The organism is Clostridium cochlearium, assembly GCF_900187165.1.
GTDB lineage: Bacteria > Bacillota > Clostridia > Clostridiales > Clostridiaceae > Clostridium_G > Clostridium_G cochlearium.
The window spans coordinates 1,549,435-1,573,954 of the sequence record NZ_LT906477.1; the positions used below are offsets into that span (position 1 = coordinate 1,549,435).

The following is a 24,520-nucleotide window of genomic DNA, read 5'->3' on the forward strand; positions in this document are numbered from 1 at the left end:
AAAATATATTTAATATCTTTCGAAGCTATAATTTCATTGAGATTCATACATATATAGCAATTGGTATTGCCTGAATAGCAGGTCCTTTTATTTCAGTTATAATATTATTTGGAAGTATAATATTATTTTCTCTTAATATATCTAAATGAATACTAATACTTTTTAGTAGTTCATTATAATAACTACTCATACAAGTTTTACATAGTAAATCTATATGTTTATTTTCATCTACAACTTTTATGACTTTACATAAAACTTTGCAATTGCAATGTACATTATCATACATATATACATTTTTATCAGAAAAATTATTTGTATTTATATTCAAAACTACCTTATAATATCCACAGTCTATTATCATATTAGTGGTATTATGACTACTTAATTGCTTATTCAAATTTTTTAAATGTTTTAATATAATAGAATAATCCATAAATACTTCTCTATCTTGCTGATTTTTTAATAATTTATTTAACTCTTTATCATCATAAGTTTCTATAATATCTATCATGGTATTTATTTCAGTTATTAGTGATATTGGAGAAATACATCCCTCCACTTCTATATATTCTCCACGAACTATATTTTCAGAACTAATCTTCCCTTTTTTCATATACTTAATCATATTTTCTGCTACCATAACATTTTTTAATTTATTTAAAATATGAAAATTAGTGTATATTCTTTTTACGCTTATTTCATCTCTAACACTGTTTCTATCGTCTATAGTACCACTAAAATCTCTATATTTATCTATACATTCATTTTCAGCAATACTTATTTTATCCTTACTTGTATATGATTTTTTTAAATCATTGCTTTTTACATTTTTTCTACCATTTTGTACTCTGAAATTATCTGATTTGTCTTCTACACGCTTTATGGAAACACTTTCTAAATAACCATCTATAATTATAGAATATAAATCTAGTATAATTTCTCTATTAGCATATATAGGCATTAATATATTCATTAAAAATACTCCTCTCAAATAACATTACCATTTATAAATGTTATTCAAAAGAAGTATTTTTTATCATTAAACTTCTACAGTATATTTTTTTACCATTCTATAATAGTCAGTACTAGGCATATCTACTGTTCCATCCATATTATATCCAGAAGATTTATATAGTTTTATAGCACCTTTATTTTTAGGCTTTACTATAAGAGAAACCTTTTTAAATCCTTTTTTAAGTGCTCTTTTTCTTGCAACCATTAAAAGTTTTTTCCCTAAACCATTTTTTCTATAATTAGGATGTACTGCAATAGAGTCTATATAGTACTCTCCTGGTTTTGCCTCTTCTGAACTTAGCATAGGTACAACTTCTTCTTTATAATTTGAAATTTTCCTTTTATACATGTATGGTAACTTTTTTATAATAGGTATATTTAACTTCATTTCCTTTTCTGCTGGAAATGCCAATACTAATCCTGCAATTTTCCCATCTTTCTCAGCTACATCAATGTATTCATAGCTAAACCTATTATTTTTTTCCTTGCAAAAAGTACTAATTACTTTATTCACCTCTTCTTTATCCTTTGATCCCGCAAATATACAGGCAAGTTCATCCCATGCCATTGAAATTAATTCTGCAGCTTTTTCTGCATCCTCAGGTTTTGCACCTCGAATAACCACATATATCAAGCCTCCTAAGTACATCATTATACCACTATGTTTTAAATTTTCAAATTTTAATTTTTTATTTTTAGTATACTATTTGTAATTTATGTCAATAATTAAGATAAATTTTAAAATTTACTTACTGGAGGAGATATTTTATGGAAAGTAATATTAAAATTAATAGCTTACAAGAGCAAATAGATTTTTTACTTGAAGAAGGAGAAGAACTTCTACAAAATAATAAAATTAAAAAAGCTTTTAAAAAATTTGATGCTGCCCTTAATTTGAATAGTAATTATCCTAAAACCTATCTTGTAAAAGGTGAAGCTCATATAGAAATGTATGAAATGGATAAAGCTGAAGAATGTATGTATAAATATTTAACTTTTTTCCCAGATGATAAAAGAGCATATTTAAACTTAATAAAAATTAATGACGAAAGAGGTTATTTTGAAAAGGCTCTTTATTACTGCGACAAACTTTTAAATATGGAGAGTAAAAATTATAAACTACATTTTAAAAAAGCAGACATATTGAATATGCTAGGTAATGAAGAAGAAGCCCTATACTATTGCAATAACTGTTTAAAATTAAATCCTTATTTTTATAAAGCCCTTTGCCTTAAAGGAAGTCTTTTAAATTCTTTAGAAAATTATAAAGAAGCCTTAGATTCTTGCTCTAAAGCTATTAGCTTAGATTCATCTAAAAGTGAAGCTTATTTTGAGAAATCTTTAATTTACGAAAATATGAAAAATTTTAGTGAAGCTTTCTCATTTGCTAAGAAAGCTTATGAATTAAGCCCTAATGATGAACTATATAGATTCCAATACGTTATGATGAAAGAAATGATTCGCTGGTAACCATAAATAATTAAAGCTGTATATTAAAAATAATAAATATTTTTTGAAGATTATAACTTTCTTGTAGCTATAGTATTTTCGATAAAAAAATACTAAAATAAGTATTGTTAATACTTATACTATAACGAAAGAGGTGCAGCTTTGAAGATTTTAAGAGAACTAGGAATCGTTCTATCAATATGCGTTTTAGGAGAAATTATTCATTCAATTTTTAAACTTTCCATCCCAGGAAACGTTATAGGTATGATAATTCTTTTTATACTTCTATACATAGGAGTAATTAAAGTAAATATGATATCTCAAATAAGTAAGTTTCTTTTAGACCACCTTGCTTTTTTCTTTGTACCAGCGGGAGTTGGAATTTTATCCTGTATGCCTTTTCTTAAGGGAAAATGGATAGTCTTTTTATTAATATGTATTATATCTACCATAATTGTAATATGGGTAACTGGTTGGACTATACAAACCTACATAAGAAAGGTTGATGGAAAATGAGATCGCTTATAAATTCTCCAATGATAAGTATAATTATATCAATAGCATGTTTTGAAATTGGGTTATATATACATAAGAAAACAAAAATTTCACTTTTAAATCCACTTTTAATATGTGTTCCATTAATTATATTAATAATATCTTTTCTAAATATAAGTCTTGAAGATTTTAATAAAGGTGGGGAACTAATATCTTTCTTTTTAGCACCTGCTACAGTGGTATTAGCAGTTCCCTTATATAATAAAATAGATTTAGTTAAGAAATACTTTATACCAATTTTACTGGGAGTAACAATAGGATGTATTACATCTATATTAAGTGTTTACTATCTTTGTAGATTATTTGGACTTACAAAAGAATTAACTTACTCTCTTCTCCCTAAATCTATAACTACTCCCATAGGTATAGAAGTTTCAAAATTAATTGGTGGTATTCCTTCAATTACAGTTTCCGCTATTATAATAACAGGAATAATTGGAGCTATTATATCTCCTATAGTCTGTAAAATCTTTAATATTAAAGATGACGTAGCTGTAGGTATATCTATTGGTACAGCTTCCCATGCTATAGGCACTACAAAAGCTATAGAAATGGGCGAAACTCAGGGTGCAATGAGTGGACTTGCTATAGGTATTTCAGGCCTTATAACTTCATTTCTAATACCAATTATAATTAAATTTCTATAGTTAATGGAGCTAACTAAAATATTACATTTTGGTTAGCTCCATTGATATTTTATTGATTATCTACATTTTTTGCTGCTCTTAAAACATAGTTTATTATATCCTGCTTAAGCTCATCTTTGCAACACGCCATATAAGGTGACATAGGGTAAGCCTTTATAGCTGCTATTGGTTCACCATAAGAACTTAATCTAAATTCACTGGTAAAACTTAATGCCGGTCCATTTTCTTGAAACATCATTCTTTGAAGTTCCTCTGATACCTTAAATTGATAATCATTATATTTCTTTAAATCGTCCTTATATTCAACATCTTCAAATTCTCTTTTATACTGATCTTTTGCAAAATTTTTAATATCAAACCTTTTCTCTAAATTCTTTGGATAAACTCTAAAGTAACAAATCCATGATCCTTAGGATTTACACAAACCATTGAATGTTATCAACTCCAAAGGCATCTGTGGTTCCAGCAGTTGCTACAATCATAGCTATAGGTTTCCCTTCTTTATGACATTCTTCCATAACTTGTTCTAAATGTTTAAGATCCATAGAATTATCATCATTAAGATTTATAGTTTTTATATTATTCATTCCTATGCCTGTCCAATCAGTGCAATTTTTCGCAGCATAATGACCAACTTTAGAAACTAATATTTGTGCATCTTTTCTAATACCTTGAAATCTACTTTCTTTTCCAAGACATTTAGTTAAGGCTAATTTAGTAGCAAAAAGATATGCTCCTGTACCTCCAAATGTAAAATGTCCTGTAGCATTTATAGGATCATATCCTATTAGCTTTGAAATCATAGATGTAACCTCAATTTCTAAGGCTGCTATATTTCCTGAATATTCTTGTTCTACTAAATTAGGATTAAACATAGATCCAAGCAAATTACCCATTATGGATGGAATAGCTGCAGGTGGTACCACGTTAAACATAGCTTTAGGATGAGCTAAATTAAACATTCCATTAAAATAAGGAATAACTTCTTTCATAACTTGATTTATGGAAGTTGTGTTTTCTGGAACTTCTACTGCATTTTTTACTTTGTTTATATCATTTTCATTTCCAATGCAACAAGTAGATTTTCCTAGGAAACATTTTTTATCTTCTTTACTGCCCTTTAACAAATTAATATTGTGTAGTGTTTCTGTAACTATATCTTTAAATTCTTCTTCCCTATCATTATCTTGCCATGGAGTCATAAATGCTGGCTTAACTTTATTTTTAATATTTTCCATATATATTATAGTATAATATATATGGAAAATCTAATTTATTTAGAATTATTTCATTCATATTTCACTCTATTCAACTCTAGTATATAAGATAAAATAAAAAAAGCTTGTAAGTAAATATACCTACAAGCTAGATTTGACACCTGATGCCCCTTTACTTTTCATTATCTTTTCCATACCTTTTGTTGCTTCTATTTTTCCATTAGGCATGACCCATATAGCCTCAACACCTTCTAGTCTTTCTACAAAATCACGACTTTGGATATAAGGCATTAAATATATAGCAGTAGATAGAAGGTCAGCCAATGCTGAATTTTTAGTTACAATAGTTACAGCACGATAATATTCTCCTGGCATTAGCGTTTTAGGATCTATAATATGATGAATTCTTTTATCGTTCACTATATAGTATCTTTGATAATCTCCACTACTAACTACAGATGCATTATTAATAAAAATTGTATCAATGTTCTTATCTTCATCCGCAACTATAGATTTGTTAGGATTTTGTATACCTATTCCCCAACGTTTGCGAACCCCGTCAAGAGGTTTATCTAATACTCTTATATTTCCACCAGAACTTATAATTCCTGATTTAAATCCTTCCTCCATAATTTCCTTTGCTACCAGTTCCGTTGCATATCCTTTTGCTATAGATCCTACATCAAGTTTCATTTTTTTATCTTCAAGATATACTGTGCTATTTTTAGTATCTACTATAACCTTATCTATATCTGTATATTTGTTAGCCTCTAAAAGCTCTTCCATAGATGGCAATTTTGCATTTTCAGGATCATCTATTCCCTGTTCACGATAGTCATGCCATATACTTAAAACTGATCCCATAGCAATATTGGCTTTGCCTTCTGTACGTTTACACCAATCCTTTGAAAAAACTATTAAATCTATTAAATCCTTATTTACTTTCACTGGTTTTATACCAGCGTTATCATTTATTGTCTTTATATTATTAATACCCTCATAATTATTATATATATCATACAATTTATGAAGTTCTTTAAAACGACAATGAATTTTATCCATATAATAGTTAAATTCTTCTTCACTTTTAGTATATCCTACTACTACTGTCATAGTATCAAAAGTATCGAAAAAACTATTGCTATATTTTTCATATGAGTTTGATACAAAGCTATTACATCCTATAAAAATTAATATAGTTAAAAAACATATACTTAATATTTTTATCGTTTTTTTCATATTATACCCCTTAATTTATAATTATTATAAAACTCCCACACTTTTTGTGAGGGAGTTTTATTTAAAATATTATTTTGCATTTTGACTTGACTCTACTACTGCTGAAATATAGTTCTCAACACTAATAGTAACAAGTGATGTAAGTTCTTCTTCATCTGGTACTGCTGGATGAGCTTCGTCACGTTTTTTAACTTTCATTGATTTAATTTCATCTGGTGTTTTACCTACCATCCATTTTTCTAGCTCACTAATTTGTTCGTTCCATTCTTTTTTTATCTTAGAAGCTTTCTTCATTCCATATTCTTCACCAAGTTCCATTTTAGTTTTAAATTCTCCATTTTTATCAGTAGTTATTTTTCCTTGTTTATCAAATTTAACTTGAGTTTGTGCAGTATCTATTATAGTATCTACAACTTTACCATCTTTATCAAATGCTGTAACTGCCATTGTAGTATCAACTTGTGCCATTGGAAGTATTTCTTTTCCATTTGCATCTACGCCTAGACCTTTTGACTTACCAATTGAAACCTCCGTACCTAATCCTAATTTTACAGCTCCTTCTTTAACTTCAACAGCATTTTTGTATGCCTTTTCAATGCCTGCAATATAATCTTCTACACTAATAGTAACAAGTGATGTAAGTTCTTCTTCATCTGGTACTGCTGGATGAGCTTCGTCACGTTTTTTAACTTTCATTGATTTAATTTCATCTACAGTTTTTCCTACCATCCATTTTTCTAGTTCACCAATTTGTTCGTTCCATTCTTTTTTTATCTTAGAAGCTTTCTTCATTCCATATTCTTCACCAAGTTCAAGCTTGGTTTTAACTTTTTCATCTTTATTGGATGTAAGTTTAAGTTCCTTATCAAAGTCCACTTTAGTTTGAGCAACATCTATAGTTACTTTGGTAACCTTTCCATCTTTATCAAAAGCTGCTGCAACTATAGTTTCGTCAACTTGTGCCATAGGAAGCACTTCTTTTCCATTTGCATCTGTTCCTAATTCTTTAGATTTTCCAATTGATGTAATGTGTCCAAGTCCTATTTTTGATATTGATGTTTCCTTTGTTGGAGCTTCCTTAGTTCCTTCATCTTTTGATGGTGTACCTTTAGAAGAACATCCAACCAACATTCCTGCTGTTAAAATTGTTGATAAAAAAATCGCTAATGATTTTTTCACTTCAACCTCCACCCTTCTATACATATTTTAATTGTTATACTAAATATTAGCATACTATCATATTGAAAACAATATATTATTGTTTAATTACTAATATTTATACAAAATTCTACTCCCTCTTATTTATACAAAATTCTACTCCCTCTTCTTTATTATTGACAAAAATCTCTCCTTTATGAATTTCTACAATTTCTTTAACTATGGAGAGTCCTAATCCATACTTTCCATTATTCCCTTTATTAAATGGCTTAAATAAATTATTCATTTCTTCTTTATTTATTTTTTCTCCATCATTATATATTTTCAATTTCAAATTCTCTTCTATTTTCATTTCTAATTTTATTGTGCTTTTTGCATATCTTGTAGCATTATCTAATATGTTCTCAAATACCACCCTCCACTGTTCTCTATCACCATTTATAAAAATATCCTTACCTTTTATTTCCCACTGAATATGAGAATTATTTACTTTAAATTTATCCACAATCTCTAATATTAATTTATATATGTTAAATTCTTCCACAGCTATTTTCTTTTTTCTAATGTATTGAAGTTTACTTAAATATAATAAATCCTTAACTTTATTTTCTAACCTTTCAGCTTCTTCATCTATAACCTGTATACTTCCCTTTAAATTTCCCTTAGGATAAATACCATCATAAACCGCTTGAGCATAAGACCTTATAACCATTATAGGAGTTTTTAATTCATGGGAAACTTGCTGTAGCATATTCTGTTGTTCTTTATCCCTTTGTACAAGTTGTATTCTCATATCCTCTATACTTTTGGCTAAGCTTCCAACTTCATCTTGTCTATCTAAATTTAAAGGTTCATAACAATCTTGCTTTGCTATTTTTCCTACCCTATCTTCTAATATTTTTAAGGGTTCTGTTAAATACTTAGAAAACCATAAAGATACAATTAAACTTATTAATACAGCAATTGCTGCCATTATAAATAATTTATTTAATAAGGATTGCGAAAGCTTATTTCTATAAGTATCAAACATAAAGGATATTAAATAGGCCTCTTCACCATCATAGGATATTTTTTTTATAACATAGTATAATTTAGAATCTGATAGTTTATATTCATATCTTTTGGATATATCCTTTTGGTTTTTCATTTCATTTTCAACATTAATTAAAAATTCACCACTACTATCTAAATCATTTAATTTCCTAAGCATTCCAATACCTTTATAGGGATATATTATATTATTTACTGAAGATGTTAATTCTATAATTTCATTATTTAAAGTTACTACTCTTTTTTCTAGGTCTAAATTGTATCCATTAATTTTTATAATATTTGAGTTATATTCTTTATAGCTTCTTTTTAAAAGTTTTTTTATTCTAATAATAAGTTCTCTTGGTAAAAATGGTTTAGCTAAGTAATCATCACTTCCCATTTCTAGTCCTACAATTTTATCTATGTCTGCATCGCGAGCAGATATAAATATAACTGGAGTATTTTCATTTTTATTTTTTATATCTTTTATAATTTGAAAACCATCTATATCCGGAAGCATAATATCTAAAATCCATAGATGAGGGTTATCATCTATGTGATTTAATGCTTCCATACCCTTTAGAAAGCTTTTAACCTCATATCCTTCATTTATTAAATAGCTATAAAGTACACTGTTTAAATTCTCATCATCCTCTACTAAATAGACTTTGTATTTGTTTTGCATATTATTCCCCTTAAATTATTTTATTTATAATTTTACCATATATAAAAATAGGCAGGAATAAAATTTTATTCCCGCCTATTTATAACTATTTAACGTATTTATTAAGTATATCTACTTTTTTCTGTAATAAACTTATTCTAGTATTTATTTGTTGTAGGAATTTAATCTTTCAACTCTTCTACCTTGACCTTTTCCTTGCCCACCATTTCTTCCTTTACCTAATCCTCTTCCTTGACTCTGTCCAAAGGTTTTATTTCCATTAGTATTTGAATTTACACTTTGTGCACTAACTAGCACTGGCACTGATAATATTGATACAATCAAACCTGATATTATCATTTTTCTTTTCATCATAAAAACCATTCCTTATTAATTTTATTATTTATTGTTTACTGTGTTTTTATTATAGAAAATAAGTGTGGTTTAAATTTCATGTAATTATGTGAAATTATGTGATTGAAAATAATTTAATGTTTAGTATAATTTAATCAATTTATATAGTTCTATTTTTATTCTAATATTACTACTGGTTTTATTAAATCTTTTGGTTTATCTTTCATAAGATTCAATGCTTCTTCTACTTTATCAAAACCTTTATAAACATGAGTAACTAATTTGCTTGGATCCAATCTATTATATTTTACTAGTTCTATTAGTCTCTCCATTCTAGCTCTTCCACCAGGTGTTAAACCTCCATTTATATTTTTATGTCCCATACCATTTCCCCAGTCCACTCTTGGAATTTTTATGAACTCACCTTCTCCAAAATAGTTAATATTTCCTATAGCTCCTCCTGGTTTTAAAATTTTTACTGCATCTACTAATATATCTGAATTTCCACCTGCTACTATTACTCTATCTACTCCATTATTTTTTGTAAGTTCCATTATTTGTTCTACTATAGGACCTTTTCTATAGTTTACTATATCCGTTGCGCCATAAAATTTAGCTGCTTCTATTAAAGCATCTCTACTACCTGCACCTATAATTCTACCTGCACCTCTAAGTTTAGCACCTGCAATTCCCATTAACCCAACAGGTCCAATTCCTATTACTGCCACAGTATCTCCAAAATTTACACCTGCTAATTCTGAACCATGAAATCCTGTAGTCACCATATCTGGTAACATTACTGCAGCTTCTAAAGGTATAGTTTCTGGTAAATGAGCTAAATTCATATCCGCATCATTAACATGGAAAAGCTCTGCAAAAACCCCGTCTTTTATATTAGAAAATTTCCAACCTGCTAGCATTCCACCAGAGTGCTGAGCTAAATTATAATCTTGAGCTTCCCTACTTCTCCAATCTGGAGTAATAGCAGGTACTACTACCCTATCTCCAGGTTTAAAATCCTTTACTTCTTTTCCAACCTCTACTATTTCACCTACTGCTTCATGACCTAATATTAAGTTTTCTCTTTCTCCTAAGGCACCTTCATAAACTGTATGAATATCTGATGTACATGGTGCCAACGCTAATGGTTTTACAATTGCATCATAAAGTCCTGCAACAGGTTTTTCTTTTTCAATCCAACCTACCTTTCCAATTCCTAACATAGCAAATCCCTTCATAAATAAACTCCTCCTAAATTTTAGTTTATAAAAACAATTTTTATTCAGCTCTATTAATATATAATTCCCTTATAGTATTAATTTAATGTCAAATAATCATGTTATTTTATTAACAATTATATATAGCAATTTAATATGAAAATATATGTTTATCTGTAAACTTATAATTAAATTACATATATCTTCATATAATTATGCTAAATTCTGTAATATAAGTTAATTACATTATATATATAATATAATTAATTGTCAATACTTTATCAATCATTCATGTTTTCTTATAAAAAAATGGTTCTAAGATAAATTTACCTTAAAACCATTTTTTATATTTTAGCTATAGCTCTTACAGGAGATCCATCTCCATTTTTAATTTTTAGTGGTAAAGCTGAAAACTGAAATTTTTTCTTTAATAATTTATGTAGGTTTTTAAGATTTTCTACAATTATGATATCTTTTCCTAATAATATTTTATGATTAGTTAATTCTTCATTATTTATACTATCTATAGAAATAGTATCAACACCTATACCTTTAATATTAAAAGAAGTTAAATATTTAGCCCCTTGTTCTGATAATACTGGATAATCTTTAATATACTCTTGTTTTTTCCAAAACTTATCCCAACCAGTATATATTAAAATAAAATCTTTACATGACAAATCATATTCTTTTAATATGTTAGCATCTATTTTTCCACCTTTTTTAACCATAGAACAATCTATCACAATTCCCTGTCCTAAAAATTTATTTAAATCCCAATCTGAGGTAGTAAATCCATCTTCAAACACATGAGATTTACAATCTAAATGAGTTCCTAAATGTGTTGTCATATTTATTTTTGTAATTTTACACCCATGATCTTTTACATTTGAAACTTCCTCTACAGTAGGTTTTTCATCTCCAGGAAATAATGATATATCATCTTCAAAGGTATGTGTTAAGTCAATTATTTTCATTTTTAAACTCCTTATTATTCAAAAAATGCATTTTCCAACTATAGTATCCTTTTTCCTTATTCTTTTCATATGTAAAGCATGCTGTAAATACATTTCCTTTTTTACTTTTAAGATTTCTAAAACCTACTCTTCCTTTTTCTAAAAGAATTTTAACCATGTCTTTAGTTACCTTTTTACCAAAGGACTGTATATATTTATCGTTTTTCCAAATTATGAACCTACATCCACTTCTCCAGTTACTACAGCCATATCCCTTATTTCCTTCTATTACAGGATTTCCACATTGGGGACATTTACCTAAACTTTCTACTCCCTTAGGTAAATTTATTTTTATTTTATTTAACATAGAATTATCATTTTTTATAAGTTCAACGGATTTATTTGTAAATTCATATATTAAGTCCATAAATTCATTTTTTTCAAACTTACCTTTTTCTATATCTGATAGGGTTTTCTCAAGCTTTCCTGTGTACTCAAGATCTAAAAGTTCTTTTACAGGAAATATTTCTACTAAAGTTCTTCCAAGTTTAGTACATATAAGACTCTTTCCTTTAATTTCTATGTAACCTATATCCTTTAATTTTTTAATAGTATCCGCTCTAGTTGCTGCAGTTCCTATACTAAATCCACTTAAAATAGCATTCATCATTTCCTCAGAATTTTCCTCATCTTTAAAACTCTTTCCACAGGTCTCCATAACTCTTAATAGAGTTTTTTCTGTGTGATGCTTTGGTGGTTTTTTAGTAACAGATTTTATCTTATCACTTACAACATCTACTTTTTGTTTAATTTCTACTAATGGAAGAATTGTATCTTTAGTATCTATTTTTTCTACTATTCTCCAACCTTCTACAGTCTGAACTTTACCTTTAGATATAAATTCTCCTTTAATATTTTCATCATTTATTTTAATTGTGATTTTAGTTTCTTCAAATTCAGCTATAGGCATAAACTGCATTATAAATCTGTTTTTTATAGCTGTATATACTATTTCTTCATCTCTTGTTAATTTAGAAGGTTTAATATATGTAGGTGTTATAGCACTATGACTTTCTACCTTAGAACTATCAAATATTCTTTTAGATTTATTAAATTTTATTTGATTTTCATAAGAAAGACCCCTCTTTAAAGTCTCCAAAACCTTTTTGGTTCTACCTTCTAAACTTTCATCTAAAACACTACTAGAAGTTCTAGGATATGTTATAAACTTTTTTTCATATAAGGATTGGGCTACTTTTAATACCTTATCAGAAGTCCAACCTTTGTATTTGCTAGTGATATGTCCCTGTAAATTAGATAAATTAAATAGGTAAGGAGCATACTCCTTTTTCTTTTCTATTTTTTTATCTACTATATTGCCGGTTTTATCCTTTAACAAATCTCCAACTCTTTTTAGATAATTCTTATCCTCAAATTTTTCTGAGTTTTTTTCATAATAAGTACCTTCAAATTCTTCAACTTTTTCCGTTTTAAAATTAGCTAATAATTTATAATAAGTAGTGGCTTTAAAATTTTCAATTTCTTTATCTCTGTCATAAATTATTTTAAGAGTAGGTAATAATACTCTTCCAATATTTAAAATTTTACTACCATTTATATTGTACTTTAAAGTAGCTACAGAAGTTAGATTTATGCCAATAATCCAATCGCTCCACTGCCTACTTATGCCTGCGTCACGTAAAAATTCCATATCTTCATTGGATTTTAAATTTTTCATACCTTTTTTAACTTCATCTGGTGTCCATTCATTTAATAATAATCTGTAAATTGGCTTTTTAATTTCTAAATATGAAAAGATTTCATCTCCAATAATTTGACCTTCTCTATCAAAGTCTGTAGCAGATATTACACCATCTACATTTTCACTTTCAATTAAATTCTTTATTATATTAATTTGTTTTTGGGCACCTTTATCTATAATATTTTTATTGTTAGCTTGGTTCTTTATTTTATATTTAAAATTCAAAGGAATAAAAGGAAACTTTTCAAGCTTCCATCCTTTCATTTTTTCATCATAATCTTTAGCATCATACAGTTGAAGTAAATGACCAAAGGCCCAAGTAATTAAATATTCTTTTCCTTCAAAATAACCATCTCTTCTAGTCTTTATATTTAAAGCATCTGCAATATTTTTAGCTACAGATGGTTTCTCCGCAATAATGACCTTTGCCAAATTTAACACTCCTTAAAGCTTTATCTTCTTTAATTATTCTAATATTAATTTAAGGAGTTTGCAAATTAACTTCTAATGAATAATTAAGGAGAACTTTCTGTAGCAAAGCAAAAGAAAATCCTCCTTAATATTCATTGTTAGTTATTCATTAATAAGTGGTTTATAGGTACAACCACAAAATTTTAAAAGTGCCTTGTTAAACAATTTTATATGAACTTTTTCATCTAATATAATTCTTCGCAAAATTTTTTGAACATATGGGTCATTAATCATACATATATGCTTTTGATACTCATCAATAGCCTTATATTCTGAATCAATGTCTGCTTTTAATCTTTCACAGAGATGTTTTCCATAGTATATAAAACTTCCATTCCAAAAATTATTACAAGTACTATATGATCCTCTTATTAAAGGATTTCCTCCTAATTTTTTAATGGTACTTGCAAGTATCTCCATATGAAGCATTTCTGTAATGGATACATTCTCTAATAATTCTCCTAGCTCTTTATCAATATCTTTAAAAAAGAAATAATGATAAAGATATTGGCTAATAGCTGTAAATTCACTTATTACGCCCGCATAATCATCAATTAAAAGATTAGCATAATAAAGATTAGGTTTAAGCACTTTTATTTCTGGATATGGAGAAGGATCTGCATACCCAGCTCTTTTGTGCATTTCATAGTCTATTTTTGACACTAAATATTCCTCCAAAATAATTTCTAATATTATTTTATATTCAAATTATCTTGAAGTTATGAATTAGAAATGATAAATTCTTTTTCAAACCATATTTAAAATTTTTTAAAGGTATTCTAAACTCCTTTATTCCCTCACTATAAGGAGCAATTTCATAAGGATTAAAATAGATAACTATATTATTATCTTCTATATAATAAGGCTGTTCTTGAATTATACCATAGAAATCCGCAGATGCATTTTCGTAATATTTATTTGAATTTTTAGTCATATCATCTCTTATAAAATCATCAATTATATTTTTATAATCCTCCTTAGTATCAAACAAATTCTTTAAATAAATTTCTTCTCCTGTATTTAAATCAATATTCAAGCTCTCATTATAGCCTAAGCCATGAGCACCACCTGTGTACTCATAAAAACACATAGTTAAACTTAATATATTCCCTTTATTAAATGATATTTTAAACTTCAAAATAGCTTGATAACTGTTAGTAAGAATATTTTCTTTTTTAGCTTCTTTGGCGCTATTTTCAATATCCTTTTTAAAATCCATAGCTCTATTTTCTATTATCTTGTTTATCTTAAATTCTGTTTCTTTATCCTTTAATCCACTTATCAATGGAATCCTCATATCCATTTCTATAGTATCATCTTTATATTCAATCTTTTTACTACTTATGTTACAACTTTCCTTATTTAAATTTTGTGAAGAGTAAATAGCTGTAGGATGAATATTTGCAGCATTGGTTGAATTAATTGCAAAAGCTGGGGGTGTATTGCCAACTAACGAAGCTGCTAATGCCATACATAATAAATTCCCCATAAATATTACCTCCAATATTCTTTATTCTTGATTATAATATACTTCTTATACTACATTTATAAGTTACAAAATATATAAAATAGTGTTACATTTTCATAACAAATACAATATTTGTTACCTTGTATTCATACACTTTATCTAATTATTATTTAATGTTATATTTAAAATAAATAATTTAATTTAAAGGAGATATATTTATGTCAAAAAGACCTAAAATTAAAATAACAGTAATTAATAAAAAAGAAAAAGGTGGCTGTCATTACGCTCATAAGATAGGAGATTCTTTTGATTTTGATACAGAAAGGGGAAAATTATGTCCAATGGCACTTCATGTGGCATTTCCATACATTGATATTTTAAGATATGGTGGAAGTGTACCTGGAGGGAAAAATGAAAATCAATGTATATTTTGTTGTCCTGATCCCGAAGTTATAAATGTATTTAAAATTGAGAAACTATAAAACATTAAAAAGGAACCCTTAAAAGAGTTCCTTTTTAAAACTTATTTTGCTGCGTTTTTACCAGCTATTCTACCAAATACTGTTATATCAGCAAGAGCATTACTTCCTAATCTATTTGTACCATGGATTCCTCCAGTAACTTCTCCAGCTGCATATAGTCCTTCTATTACTTTACCTTCTTTATTAAGTACTTGAGCATTAGTGTTAATCTTAACTCCACCCATTGTATGGTGAACAGCCGGAGCTGCTTTTAAGATATAGAAAGGACCTTTTTCTATAGGAAATGGCATGCTACGTTTATTAAATTCTTCGTCCTTACCTGCTTTAACATAGCCATTATATCTTTCAACAGTTGCCTTTAATTCTTTTGCATCAATATCAAAGAATTTTGCTGCTTCTTCTATTGTATCTGCTTTTACAAGTAATTTGTTTTTATATAAGTATTCAATTTCTGCTGCATGAGGTTCTACTAAGTTACTATCATCTAATCCCTTTTGGTCTAATAATTGATAGCATACGCTTCCTGTTTGCTTTTTAATAGCCATGGATATTACGTCACGTCTGTCAAGTTCTTCAACAAAACGCTTTCCTTCTTTATTTACCATGATAGTATGTCCATACATTCTTGCATCTCCAAAATAAAGTAGTGTACCTGTTAATGGGTCACATATTGGATAAGTTTGAATATATTGCATTCCATCTAATGCTGCACCAACTTTTTCAGCCATTATAATACCATCACCTGTACTTCCTACTGTATTTGTAGAAAGAACTTTTTCATCTATTTCTGGATTGTATTTCATTCTCATTTCAAGGTTTGATCCAAATCCACCTGTTGTTAAAACTACTGCTTTATTTGTTTTAAAAGTATATTTTTTATCTTCGCTTTCAGCTTTTACACCTACAACCTTTCCTTTTTCATCTGTAATAAGTTCAGTTGCTGGTGTTTCATATAATACAGGTATTTTTAAGCTCTTAACCTTTGCTAATTGCTTATTTATCATTTCTTTACCACTTGCACCAACTGGAACTAAACTTCTTTTAACAGAGTGTCCGCCAAAGAACATAAGGTTGTCTTCCCATCTAACGCCAACTTCATCTCTTAACCATTTTGCGCCATCAAGAGCATTTTCTGCAACAACTTTTACTAATTCAGGGTTGTTTTTAGCGTCTCCACCTTTTATCATATCTTGTGTAAATTGTTCTACGCTATCTTTAATCCCTTCTTTTTCTTGTATCCAGTTATTTGGAGCTGCATATTCAGCACCAGAAATTAATGTATTACCACCAGCCATAGGCATTTTTTCTAAAACAATTACATCTGCACCTGCTTCTTTTGCTTCTATAGCTGCACAAAGTCCTGCTCCACCTGCACCAACAACGATTACATCATGGGTTTCGCTAACTTCTTTTTTCTCTTTATCTTTATTCTTTTCATCAAGTTTTTTTAGCATATCAGGAGTTGCTCCTGCTGATTTTAATGCCGCTTTAACAGCTTCAATAAAACCATTGGATGTTAATGTACATCCTGAAACTACGTCAACATCAAGACTATTAGTTGCAATGATATCCTTTGTTAATGTTTCCATGGCATTATCATATCCTGGAGTTTCATTTTTCTCCAAAACTTTAATATCGGTAATGGCATCATCTTTAATTGTTACTTCAACAACAATTTTTCCACCTTTTCCATTACCTTCTCCCTTATATTTTCCATCAGGGATCGCTGTTTTAGAATTTCCACAAGCAATTAAACCAATTGTCATAAATACTGTCAGTAAAATTGTCAAAAACTTTTTCAATATTCTTACCTCCCATTTATAAATGTTAAATTATTAACTATTCCAATATTAATAGTAGCACAAAATGTTAATAAAGTATTTACATTTATTTGCTAGTTTTTGTACTTTAAACTACAATATTTGATAAAATGTGAGAATCATATATAATAAATAGTGAATATTAATATAATTAGTAGTATTAATTCAACTTTTAAAATTAAGGAGGAAAACTATGTCCCTACGTTTAAAAATTCTCATATCTTTTATGTTATGTATAGTTCTTACTTTTTCTCCTCTACTATATATAATGCAAACCAAAGTAAAAGATTTCAACATGAAACAATTAGAACATGAGACCTTGCAATTACTTAACTCTAAAAGCAATGAAATAGGTGCTTGGCTTAATCATCGTATTGGAGAAATTAGAATTATTCACGAACATCCCGCCTGTAAAGAAATGGATTTTTCTCAATTAAAACCATATTTAGCACAATTAAATCTTGTATTTGGAGATCAATATGGAACCTTTGCCCTTGGAGGACTTGATGGAATAGGCTGGTTAAGCACCGATGCAACTATTGATGTGTCTGAACGTAAATATTTTAAAAAAGCAATGACAGAAAACATGGAATATGTAATTAGTAAACCTGTTGTTTCAAAATCTGATAGTAAACCTATTTTTCTAATATGCTATCCAATTTTAAATGATAATGAAGAAAAAGTAGGATTTATCAATGGATCTGTAAATCTAGATAAAATCTCTGAAATTGTACATAATATTGATATACATAATGGATTTGCGTGGATTATGAATAAAAATACTGATATATATTCCACTAATAAAGAAAAATTAAATAGTGAATATATATCTTTAAATGAGCTAAACAAAATTGTTAAAGAATCTAAAACAAATAATTCAGGTTCAGTTGCAATAAAAAATATTCATAATAAAAATTCTACAGTATTTTTTTCCTCTGTTCCCTATACAGAAGATTGGCTTTTGTGTATTATGTTAGAAAATAGTCAAATTCATGAACAAACCAATAAGATTATAAATCTTATTATTTGGGTTGGAATAATTCTACTTTTAGCTGCTACACTTTTAGCCATCATTATTTCAGGCTCCATTGTAAAACCTATACATAGATTAAAAAATAATATGTTAGAAGTATCTGATGGTAATCTTGAATCCTACTATGAAATAAAAAACAATGATGAAATTTCCATATTAGGTCAAGTTTTTAATAAAATGCTTACTGATATTAAAAGGCTTATAGATAGAGTTTATCAAGTTGAAAAGCAAAAACGAAGTGCTGAGTTAAGAGTTCTTCAATCTCAAATAAATCCACATTTTTTATATAATACATTAGACACAATACAATGGAAAGCTTTAGAATATGATGCCTTTGAGGTTGCAGATATGATTAATTATTTATCAGGTTTTTTTAGAATTTCCCTAAGTGATGGAAAAGAATTTATTACTATATCTGATGAATTAGAACATGTAAAAAATTATCTAGAAATTCAAAAAATACGCTACAAAGATAAAATCAGTTATTCTATTAATGTATGTAATTCTGTTGAACAATATCTTGTTCCAAAACTTATTGTACAACCTTTAGTAGAAAACTCCATATATCATGGACTTAAACTTCAAAAGCAAAAGGGTATGATAAATGTATCTGTTTTTTCAGAACATGGATTTCTTTTTATTAAAGTGCTAGATAATGGTTTAGGCATGAATAATGAAAAACTTATCGCTCTTCGTAAAAATCTGTCTGAATCTATTGAAACAGATCACTATGGACTATATAACATCAATGAACGTTTAAAACTTGCTTTTGGTGAAAAATATAGTATTGAAATAAAAAGTAAATTTAAAATAGGAACTGAAGTATTATTAAAAATACCATTGATAAGTGAGGGATTTGAATGTTTAGAATAGTAATTGCCGATGATGAGGAAACCATTCGCAATGGTTTAAAAAAATTAATAGAATCCTATAAGCTAAATTTATCAGTGATTGCCACAGCTAAAGACGGTACTGAAGCAATAAATGCTATTAATAAATATCATCCTGAAATCATTCTAATGGATATTAATATGCCATTTATGAATGGATTAGAAGTTATAAAAAATATTCGTGAAAAAGATAAAGATGTTAAGATAATTATAATTTCTGGCTACAGCCAATTTGAATATGCTCAAAAAGCTTTGGAATTGGGGGTTTTTAACTATATTCTAAAACCTATCAATTATCGTAATTTTAAGGATATACTTATTAAAGCAATGGATTCTTATTCTAAAAGGATGTGGGAAATTTCTAAAATAAAAGAAGGAAAGGAAGAAATAGAAAATTCTAAAGATATAGGCAATCTTGCAATTTCTTATATTAAAGAAAACTTTTCAAACAATGAGCTATCTCTAAATTCTGTAGCTCAACATTTTTATGTAAGTCAATCCTATCTTACTAGAGTTATTAAGCAAAAAACAGGTGTTAGTTTTACAGATTATCTTAATAAATTGAGAATAAATATGGCAAAAAAACTTCTTACTGATAGTAATAATGATTATACCATTAATGATATCTCCCATATGGTAGGGTATAGTAGTCAACATTATTTCAGTAGAGCTTTTAAAAATTATATGGAAATTTCACCAACAAATTATCGTAACAGAGAAAGATCTTTAATTAAAAACACCAATAAGTAATAACTTAATGGTGTTTTTAATTACATTTGAAACAATTGAAGTATTTCTTCTTCAGTTAAAGATGCAAAACTTTCACCATTAGATAATTCATCTCCCATTAATTCTGATATAAGTTTTTTCTTCTCCTCTTGAAGTAAAATAATCTTTTCTTCAATAGTTCCTTTAGCTATAATTTTTATAACTTCTACCACATTTTCTTGCCCTATTCTATGTGCTCTATCTGTAGCCTGTTCTTCTACTGCTGGATTCCACCAAGGATCAAAATGAATTACTACATCCGCTGATGTTAAATTTAATCCTGTGCCACCAGCTTTTAAACTTATTAAAAATACTGAATTTTTTCCTTCATTAAAATCCTTCACCATATTTATTCTTTTTTCTGAAGCTATAGAACCATCTAAATAGCTAAAATCTATACCTTCTTTGCTAATCCTTTTACCAATATTTTTAAGTACAGATGTAAATTGTGAAAAAACAAGTATTCTATGACCTTGTTCTATACTCTGAGTAAGAAGTTCTACTAAAGTCTCCATTTTTCCATTGCCACCGTTATAATCTTTCATTATTACAGTTGGATCTAAGCAAATTTGTCTTAATTTTGTTATATATGAGAGTATTGCTATTTTGCTTTTTTTAAATTCATTATCCTTTACCTTCTTTTGTATAAGTTCTATTGCATAGTTTGCGTAGGCTTTATATACTTTCTTTTGTTCATCCTCTAATGTTACCATCATAATTTTTTCTATTTTATCAGGCAATTCTTTTAAAACTTCCTTCTTTTTTCTTCTAAGAATAAAGGGTTTTATAAGTTTATTTAATTCCTCTAAAACTTCTGGATTTTCCTGAAACCTTTTACTATACTTTGCACTAAATCTTTTTTCTTCATATAAATACCCAGGCATTATAAAGTCAAATATAGACCACAGTTCCATAAGAGAATTTTCTATAGGGGTACCTGTTAACGCAAACCTTCTTTTTGCTTTTACTTTTTTTACGGCTTTAGCATTTTGTGATTTTGAATTCTTGATATATTGGGCTTCATCTAATATACAATAATCAAAGTTTATAGCCTTATAGTCTTCTAAATCTCTTTTTAATAAATTATAAGTTGTTATAACTACATCATAGTTTGATATGTTCTTAATTATATCTTTTCTTTCTTTTTTTGTTCCATTAGCCGCAATTACCTTTAAACTAGGAGCAAACTTTTCAAATTCATCAATCCAGTTATATACTAAAGATGTAGGTGCAACAATCAAAGATTTGCTATTTTTATTAGATAATATAAAGGAAATTGCTTGAATAGTTTTACCAAGCCCCATTTCATCTCCTAAAATACCACCAAAACCTAGGTAATCTAAGGTTTTAAACCAATTGTATCCAACTTTTTGATATAATCTTAAATTTCCATTTAAATCCTTAGGTTCTTGAAATTTTATTTTATCTATATTTTTAAACCTATCTTTTATTTCTTTTAATTCTTTTTTGCCTTTTATATATTTAATTTTATTTTCTTCTAAATAACTATCAATATAAAGACCTTTATTTTTATCTACTTCGATATGATTATCAGATATTTTTTTAGGAGATATTGCATCTAAAAGTTTTAAGAATTTTTTTAGCTCTAATTCTTCTAAGTCAATATACTCACCATTTTTCAATTTATAATATTTCAAGTTATCTCTAAATGCCCTCAATATATTACTAGTTTCCTGTGGTGATATATCTCCTATTTTAAAGTCTATTTCAAAATAATCATATTTCCCTACTTTAATATCTCCAGAAATACTCTTAGAATTAATAGATTTTATCCCTTTAAAGTTTTCAGAATAATATACCTCTCCTATTTTTTGAAGTTTACTTATTTCACTTTTGAAAAATGTAAATTTATAGTCATCTTCTCCACTTAAGTAAAAGTTCTCTTTTATTTCTTCAAATCCTAACACCTTTAATTGGGCTATAACTTCTCCTTCTTTTTTATAGTCTCTATACACAATTTTTTCTTTACAATCCTGAAAGATATTGAATTCAAAGGCTCCATATTTTACGTTTACTGTTAATACAATTTTCTTACCTTCTTGGTCAAAATAAAAACTAAATCCACATTTATCCATTACTATTTTATTTTTTATATTTCTAGATAAACTAACATTATTAGATAAAAAATTAAGATCTGGAATGAGTCTCCTTAATATAGTTTCTTCTTCATCTTCTCCTATAGTAACAATTCTTGTTTCATTAAATACTTTAAAATAGGGATCTATTTTATAGCAAAACTCATAATTGGGAATATATATAGTTGTACCATATAAAAAAACACTATTATTAGAATCTAAAGTTATTGGCATTCCATCTTGCACTTTAAGAATATAATTTTCCTTTACTTTTTTTAAATCAAAATCTATATCTGGAGCTTTATCTAAAATTTCTGTTTCTACAGTTCTGTAAAAAAATCCTTCATTTAAATATACTTTATGATCTTTTATAACCTCAAAAAAATCTCTTACTAAATATTTAGGAATATTTATATACTTGCCTTGTATATTTCTTTCTGCATTTTTAGTAATATATTTATAATTTCCTTCTATATTTTTTATCATCTCTATAAATTCAATAAGTTTTTTATCTTTAGTACTTAATCTTTGATTTTTTATATTAAAAGTAAAGTATTTACTGTATTTTATAGGGAATTCATTGTAATAGGCTGATAAAAATTCATTAATATCCTTTAAAATATAAAGCTTACTTGTGCTAATATCCTTTAATCCTATTTTAAATTCTGCTGTAATGTTTTGTTTCCATTCATTTTTATTTATATAAACCTCTATTTTTATTTCTTCCTTATCTTTTTCATCACCTAAAAGCATAGATAAAATATTATTTTTATTTTTGTTTTTAAATATGCTTTTCTGCACTAATTTTTCTTCATTTAAAAGGGGATGATTTTCTAAATCTTTTAATGCTTTATAAAAAGTTGCAACTAAATGTTTACAACAATAATTTCTTTTGTTAAACTCATTTCTCTCGTAATCCGGACAAGTACAAAATGTAGAAGAAATACTTTTTTGCCTTGTATCAATCTCTATTTTTGTATTGTATTCATTAAAAAGACTTTCTGAAATCACATTGGATTCTATATAAATAAAATCATCTTCAGCATTAATATTTAAAGAGGATATCAAATCATTTTTAAGAATCCTTTGACCTTTTAAATGATTGTTACCACTAGTACTTTCGTTAAACATTTGTAATAAATTTTCTTCCTTTAACATATTTTCTCCTTGTTTATTTTATAAATTAAAGATGCTGACCTATAAACTTGTGTTCTACTTTATTTACGTCAAATTTAAAAATCTTAAAAACAATTTGTACAATTGGTCCTATACACAAAACTGTAATAAATGTGCCTATTCCCACACTACCACCTAATATATATCCTAGAATTAATGCCATTAATTCTATAGAACTTCTTATTAATCCTACTGGCTTTTTAATTTTCTTTGAGAGTGCAACCATTAATCCATCTCTAGGACCCGCTCCCCATCCCACGCTAAGATAAAGATAGGTTGCAATTCCTATTATAAATAGCCCTATTATCATCATTATAATTCTTAAATATATTCCTTGAAATGAAGGTATTATATTGTTAAACATTATAACATCCATAAATGCTCCAATTGTTAGTACATTTAATAGTGTTCCCCAACCAACTTTTTCTCCGAATATACTATTAACTGTTACAACAATTATTCCAACTCCTATACTTGCTTGTCCCATAGTAATATTAATAGACTTAGATAAACCATTATGAAAAGCATCCCAAGGAGATAATCCTAGATCAGAATTTATAGTCATAACAATTCCAACAGCAAATAGAAAAAATCCTATCATTAATTTTATAATATTAAGAGCGATTTTCTTCACATAAACACCCCCATAAAATTACTCAATACATTAAAATAATTATATCATACAACCAATTATTATTTTACATGTTTTCCTTGGTCTCTCATATTATTTTCTCCCCAATGACACATAGCATCTAAAATAGGTATAATAGTCATTCCTTTTTTGGTTAAAGAGTACTCAACTTTAGGTGGAACTTGATTATATTGTTTCCTATGAACCAATCCATTTTCTTCTAAATCCTTAAGTTGTTGGCTTAACATTTTATGAGTTATTCCATTAATAGTTTTTTTTATTTCTCCATATCTTTTTACCTTATCACAGGCTAAACTCCACAATATAAGAGGTTTCCATTTTCCTCCTATAATTTCTAATGTGTATTCTACAGGACATCTATACTTTTTATTAGTATCATTTTCTATTATCATATTTTCAC

23 protein-coding genes are annotated in these 24,520 nt (G+C 27.5%); 6 read left to right on the forward strand and 17 right to left on the reverse strand.

Going from position 1 to position 24,520, the window contains the following annotated elements; all coding sequences use genetic code 11:
* Positions 1-43: 43 nt before the first annotated feature.
* Positions 44-973, reverse strand: a complete 930-nt coding sequence (locus tag CKV72_RS07675) for a DUF6414 family protein (RefSeq protein WP_095177933.1) — start codon at positions 971-973, stop codon at positions 44-46.
* Positions 974-1,039: 66 nt separating this feature from the next.
* Positions 1,040-1,639: a GNAT family N-acetyltransferase gene (locus CKV72_RS07680; protein ID WP_157726558.1), complete on the reverse strand. Its 600-nt coding sequence runs from the start codon at positions 1,637-1,639 to the stop codon at positions 1,040-1,042.
* A 143-nt stretch (positions 1,640-1,782) separates the two neighbouring features.
* Between CKV72_RS07680 and CKV72_RS07685 the strand changes: the two genes are divergently transcribed.
* The 3 genes from CKV72_RS07685 to CKV72_RS07695 all read left to right on the forward strand — a co-directional run bounded on the left by CKV72_RS07685 (position 1,783) and on the right by CKV72_RS07695 (position 3,665).
* Positions 1,783-2,484: a tetratricopeptide repeat protein gene (locus CKV72_RS07685; protein WP_089865906.1), complete on the forward strand. Its 702-nt coding sequence runs from the start codon at positions 1,783-1,785 to the stop codon at positions 2,482-2,484.
* 141 nt (positions 2,485-2,625) lie between these two features.
* Positions 2,626-2,979: a CidA/LrgA family protein gene (locus CKV72_RS07690; RefSeq protein WP_095177934.1), complete on the forward strand. Its 354-nt coding sequence runs from the start codon at positions 2,626-2,628 to the stop codon at positions 2,977-2,979.
* Complete coding sequence (locus CKV72_RS07695) at positions 2,976-3,665, forward strand: LrgB family protein (protein ID WP_095177935.1); 690 nt, start codon at positions 2,976-2,978, stop codon at positions 3,663-3,665. Before CKV72_RS07690 ends, CKV72_RS07695 begins: the two co-directional genes overlap by 4 nt.
* A gap of 49 nt (positions 3,666-3,714) precedes the next feature.
* Here CKV72_RS07695 and CKV72_RS12430 read toward each other — a convergent pair whose 3' ends face one another.
* The 11 genes from CKV72_RS12430 to CKV72_RS07745 all read right to left on the reverse strand — a co-directional run bounded on the left by CKV72_RS12430 (position 3,715) and on the right by CKV72_RS07745 (position 15,224).
* On the reverse strand, positions 3,715-3,903 hold the full coding sequence (locus CKV72_RS12430; RefSeq protein WP_242955715.1) for a hypothetical protein: 189 nt from the start codon (positions 3,901-3,903) through the stop codon (positions 3,715-3,717).
* A 178-nt stretch (positions 3,904-4,081) separates the two neighbouring features.
* On the reverse strand, positions 4,082-4,903 hold the full coding sequence (locus tag CKV72_RS07700; protein ID WP_242868121.1) for a pyridoxal-dependent decarboxylase: 822 nt from the start codon (positions 4,901-4,903) through the stop codon (positions 4,082-4,084).
* Positions 4,904-5,023: 120 nt separating this feature from the next.
* Positions 5,024-6,121 (reverse strand): FAD:protein FMN transferase, encoded by a 1,098-nt coding sequence (locus CKV72_RS07705; RefSeq protein WP_095177936.1) that lies wholly within the window; start codon positions 6,119-6,121, stop codon positions 5,024-5,026.
* A gap of 69 nt (positions 6,122-6,190) precedes the next feature.
* The gene (locus CKV72_RS07710; protein ID WP_242955716.1) at positions 6,191-7,300 is read right to left on the reverse strand and encodes a hypothetical protein; all 1,110 of its coding nucleotides are present in this window, start codon (positions 7,298-7,300) and stop codon (positions 6,191-6,193) included.
* A gap of 109 nt (positions 7,301-7,409) precedes the next feature.
* Complete coding sequence (locus CKV72_RS12545; RefSeq protein WP_095177938.1) at positions 7,410-8,996, reverse strand: ATP-binding response regulator; 1,587 nt, start codon at positions 8,994-8,996, stop codon at positions 7,410-7,412.
* Between the two features lie 144 nt (positions 8,997-9,140).
* Positions 9,141-9,347, reverse strand: a complete 207-nt coding sequence (locus CKV72_RS07720) for a hypothetical protein (protein ID WP_207652116.1) — start codon at positions 9,345-9,347, stop codon at positions 9,141-9,143.
* Positions 9,348-9,505: 158 nt separating this feature from the next.
* Complete coding sequence (locus tag CKV72_RS07725; RefSeq protein WP_089865926.1) at positions 9,506-10,567, reverse strand: NAD(P)-dependent alcohol dehydrogenase; 1,062 nt, start codon at positions 10,565-10,567, stop codon at positions 9,506-9,508.
* Between the two features lie 323 nt (positions 10,568-10,890).
* Complete coding sequence (locus tag CKV72_RS07730; protein ID WP_095177939.1) at positions 10,891-11,523, reverse strand: cyclase family protein; 633 nt, start codon at positions 11,521-11,523, stop codon at positions 10,891-10,893.
* A complete protein-coding gene (locus CKV72_RS07735) occupies positions 11,510-13,696 on the reverse strand; it encodes a type IA DNA topoisomerase (RefSeq protein WP_095177940.1) in 2,187 nt (728 codons plus the stop codon). The genes CKV72_RS07730 and CKV72_RS07735 overlap by 14 nt, the downstream gene beginning before the upstream one ends.
* 141 nt (positions 13,697-13,837) lie before the next feature.
* Positions 13,838-14,398: a ferritin-like domain-containing protein gene (locus CKV72_RS07740; protein WP_095177941.1), complete on the reverse strand. Its 561-nt coding sequence runs from the start codon at positions 14,396-14,398 to the stop codon at positions 13,838-13,840.
* A gap of 40 nt (positions 14,399-14,438) precedes the next feature.
* Entirely contained in the window at positions 14,439-15,224 is a 786-nt protein-coding gene (locus tag CKV72_RS07745; protein ID WP_095177942.1) for a DUF3298 and DUF4163 domain-containing protein, read from the reverse strand.
* A gap of 197 nt (positions 15,225-15,421) precedes the next feature.
* Between CKV72_RS07745 and CKV72_RS07750 the strand changes: the two genes are divergently transcribed.
* The gene (locus CKV72_RS07750; RefSeq protein WP_095177943.1) at positions 15,422-15,685 is read left to right on the forward strand and encodes a TIGR04076 family protein; all 264 of its coding nucleotides are present in this window, start codon (positions 15,422-15,424) and stop codon (positions 15,683-15,685) included.
* A gap of 41 nt (positions 15,686-15,726) precedes the next feature.
* Here CKV72_RS07750 and CKV72_RS07755 read toward each other — a convergent pair whose 3' ends face one another.
* The gene (locus tag CKV72_RS07755) at positions 15,727-17,487 is read right to left on the reverse strand and encodes a flavocytochrome c (RefSeq protein ID WP_197696939.1); all 1,761 of its coding nucleotides are present in this window, start codon (positions 17,485-17,487) and stop codon (positions 15,727-15,729) included.
* 211 nt (positions 17,488-17,698) lie between these two features.
* Between CKV72_RS07755 and CKV72_RS07760 the strand changes: the two genes are divergently transcribed.
* Both CKV72_RS07760 and CKV72_RS07765 read left to right on the forward strand, forming a co-directional pair.
* Entirely contained in the window at positions 17,699-19,411 is a 1,713-nt protein-coding gene (locus tag CKV72_RS07760; protein WP_095177944.1) for a cache domain-containing sensor histidine kinase, read from the forward strand.
* On the forward strand, positions 19,399-20,178 hold the full coding sequence (locus CKV72_RS07765) for a response regulator transcription factor (protein WP_089865940.1): 780 nt from the start codon (positions 19,399-19,401) through the stop codon (positions 20,176-20,178). The genes CKV72_RS07760 and CKV72_RS07765 overlap by 13 nt, the downstream gene beginning before the upstream one ends.
* Before the next feature lie 20 nt (positions 20,179-20,198).
* On the opposite strand, the gene CKV72_RS07770 is transcribed toward CKV72_RS07765, so the two are convergent.
* The 3 genes from CKV72_RS07770 to CKV72_RS07780 are packed head-to-tail and all read right to left on the reverse strand — an operon-like array spanning position 20,199 to position 24,512.
* Positions 20,199-23,450, reverse strand: coding sequence for an SNF2 helicase associated domain-containing protein (locus CKV72_RS07770; protein WP_095177945.1), 3,252 nt, complete (start codon positions 23,448-23,450; stop codon positions 20,199-20,201).
* Positions 23,451-23,475: 25 nt separating this feature from the next.
* Positions 23,476-24,102, reverse strand: a complete 627-nt coding sequence (locus tag CKV72_RS07775) for a YczE/YyaS/YitT family protein (protein ID WP_242955717.1) — start codon at positions 24,100-24,102, stop codon at positions 23,476-23,478.
* 59 nt (positions 24,103-24,161) lie between these two features.
* Positions 24,162-24,512 (reverse strand): winged helix-turn-helix transcriptional regulator, encoded by a 351-nt coding sequence (locus tag CKV72_RS07780; protein ID WP_095177946.1) that lies wholly within the window; start codon positions 24,510-24,512, stop codon positions 24,162-24,164.
* Between the last annotated feature and the right edge of the window lie 8 nt (positions 24,513-24,520).

What these genes read in the sequence shown, in the direction of transcription:
- CKV72_RS12545 (WP_095177938.1), bottom strand. Translation starts at nt 8,996, where the DNA reads ATGCAAAACAAATACAAAGTCTATTTAGTAGAGGATGATGAGAATTTA.
- CKV72_RS07745 (WP_095177942.1), bottom strand. Translation starts at nt 15,224, where the DNA reads ATGGGGAATTTATTATGTATGGCATTAGCAGCTTCGTTAGTTGGCAAT.
- CKV72_RS07765 (WP_089865940.1), top strand. Translation starts at nt 19,399, where the DNA reads ATGTTTAGAATAGTAATTGCCGATGATGAGGAAACCATTCGCAATGGT.
- CKV72_RS07750 (WP_095177943.1), top strand. Translation starts at nt 15,422, where the DNA reads ATGTCAAAAAGACCTAAAATTAAAATAACAGTAATTAATAAAAAAGAA.
- CKV72_RS07705 (WP_095177936.1), bottom strand. Translation starts at nt 6,121, where the DNA reads ATGAAAAAAACGATAAAAATATTAAGTATATGTTTTTTAACTATATTA.
- CKV72_RS07720 (WP_207652116.1), bottom strand. Translation starts at nt 9,347, where the DNA reads ATGAAAAGAAAAATGATAATATCAGGTTTGATTGTATCAATATTATCA.
- CKV72_RS07760 (WP_095177944.1), top strand. Translation starts at nt 17,699, where the DNA reads ATGTCCCTACGTTTAAAAATTCTCATATCTTTTATGTTATGTATAGTT.
- CKV72_RS07730 (WP_095177939.1), bottom strand. Translation starts at nt 11,523, where the DNA reads ATGAAAATAATTGACTTAACACATACCTTTGAAGATGATATATCATTA.
- CKV72_RS07725 (WP_089865926.1), bottom strand. Translation starts at nt 10,567, where the DNA reads ATGAAGGGATTTGCTATGTTAGGAATTGGAAAGGTAGGTTGGATTGAA.
- CKV72_RS07685 (WP_089865906.1), top strand. Translation starts at nt 1,783, where the DNA reads ATGGAAAGTAATATTAAAATTAATAGCTTACAAGAGCAAATAGATTTT.
- CKV72_RS07770 (WP_095177945.1), bottom strand. Translation starts at nt 23,450, where the DNA reads ATGTTAAAGGAAGAAAATTTATTACAAATGTTTAACGAAAGTACTAGT.
- CKV72_RS07780 (WP_095177946.1), bottom strand. Translation starts at nt 24,512, where the DNA reads ATGATAATAGAAAATGATACTAATAAAAAGTATAGATGTCCTGTAGAA.
- CKV72_RS12430 (WP_242955715.1), bottom strand. Translation starts at nt 3,903, where the DNA reads ATGATGTTTCAAGAAAATGGACCGGCATTAAGTTTTACCAGTGAATTT.
- CKV72_RS07695 (WP_095177935.1), top strand. Translation starts at nt 2,976, where the DNA reads ATGAGATCGCTTATAAATTCTCCAATGATAAGTATAATTATATCAATA.
- CKV72_RS07675 (WP_095177933.1), bottom strand. Translation starts at nt 973, where the DNA reads ATGAATATATTAATGCCTATATATGCTAATAGAGAAATTATACTAGAT.
- CKV72_RS07700 (WP_242868121.1), bottom strand. Translation starts at nt 4,903, where the DNA reads ATGGAAAATATTAAAAATAAAGTTAAGCCAGCATTTATGACTCCATGG.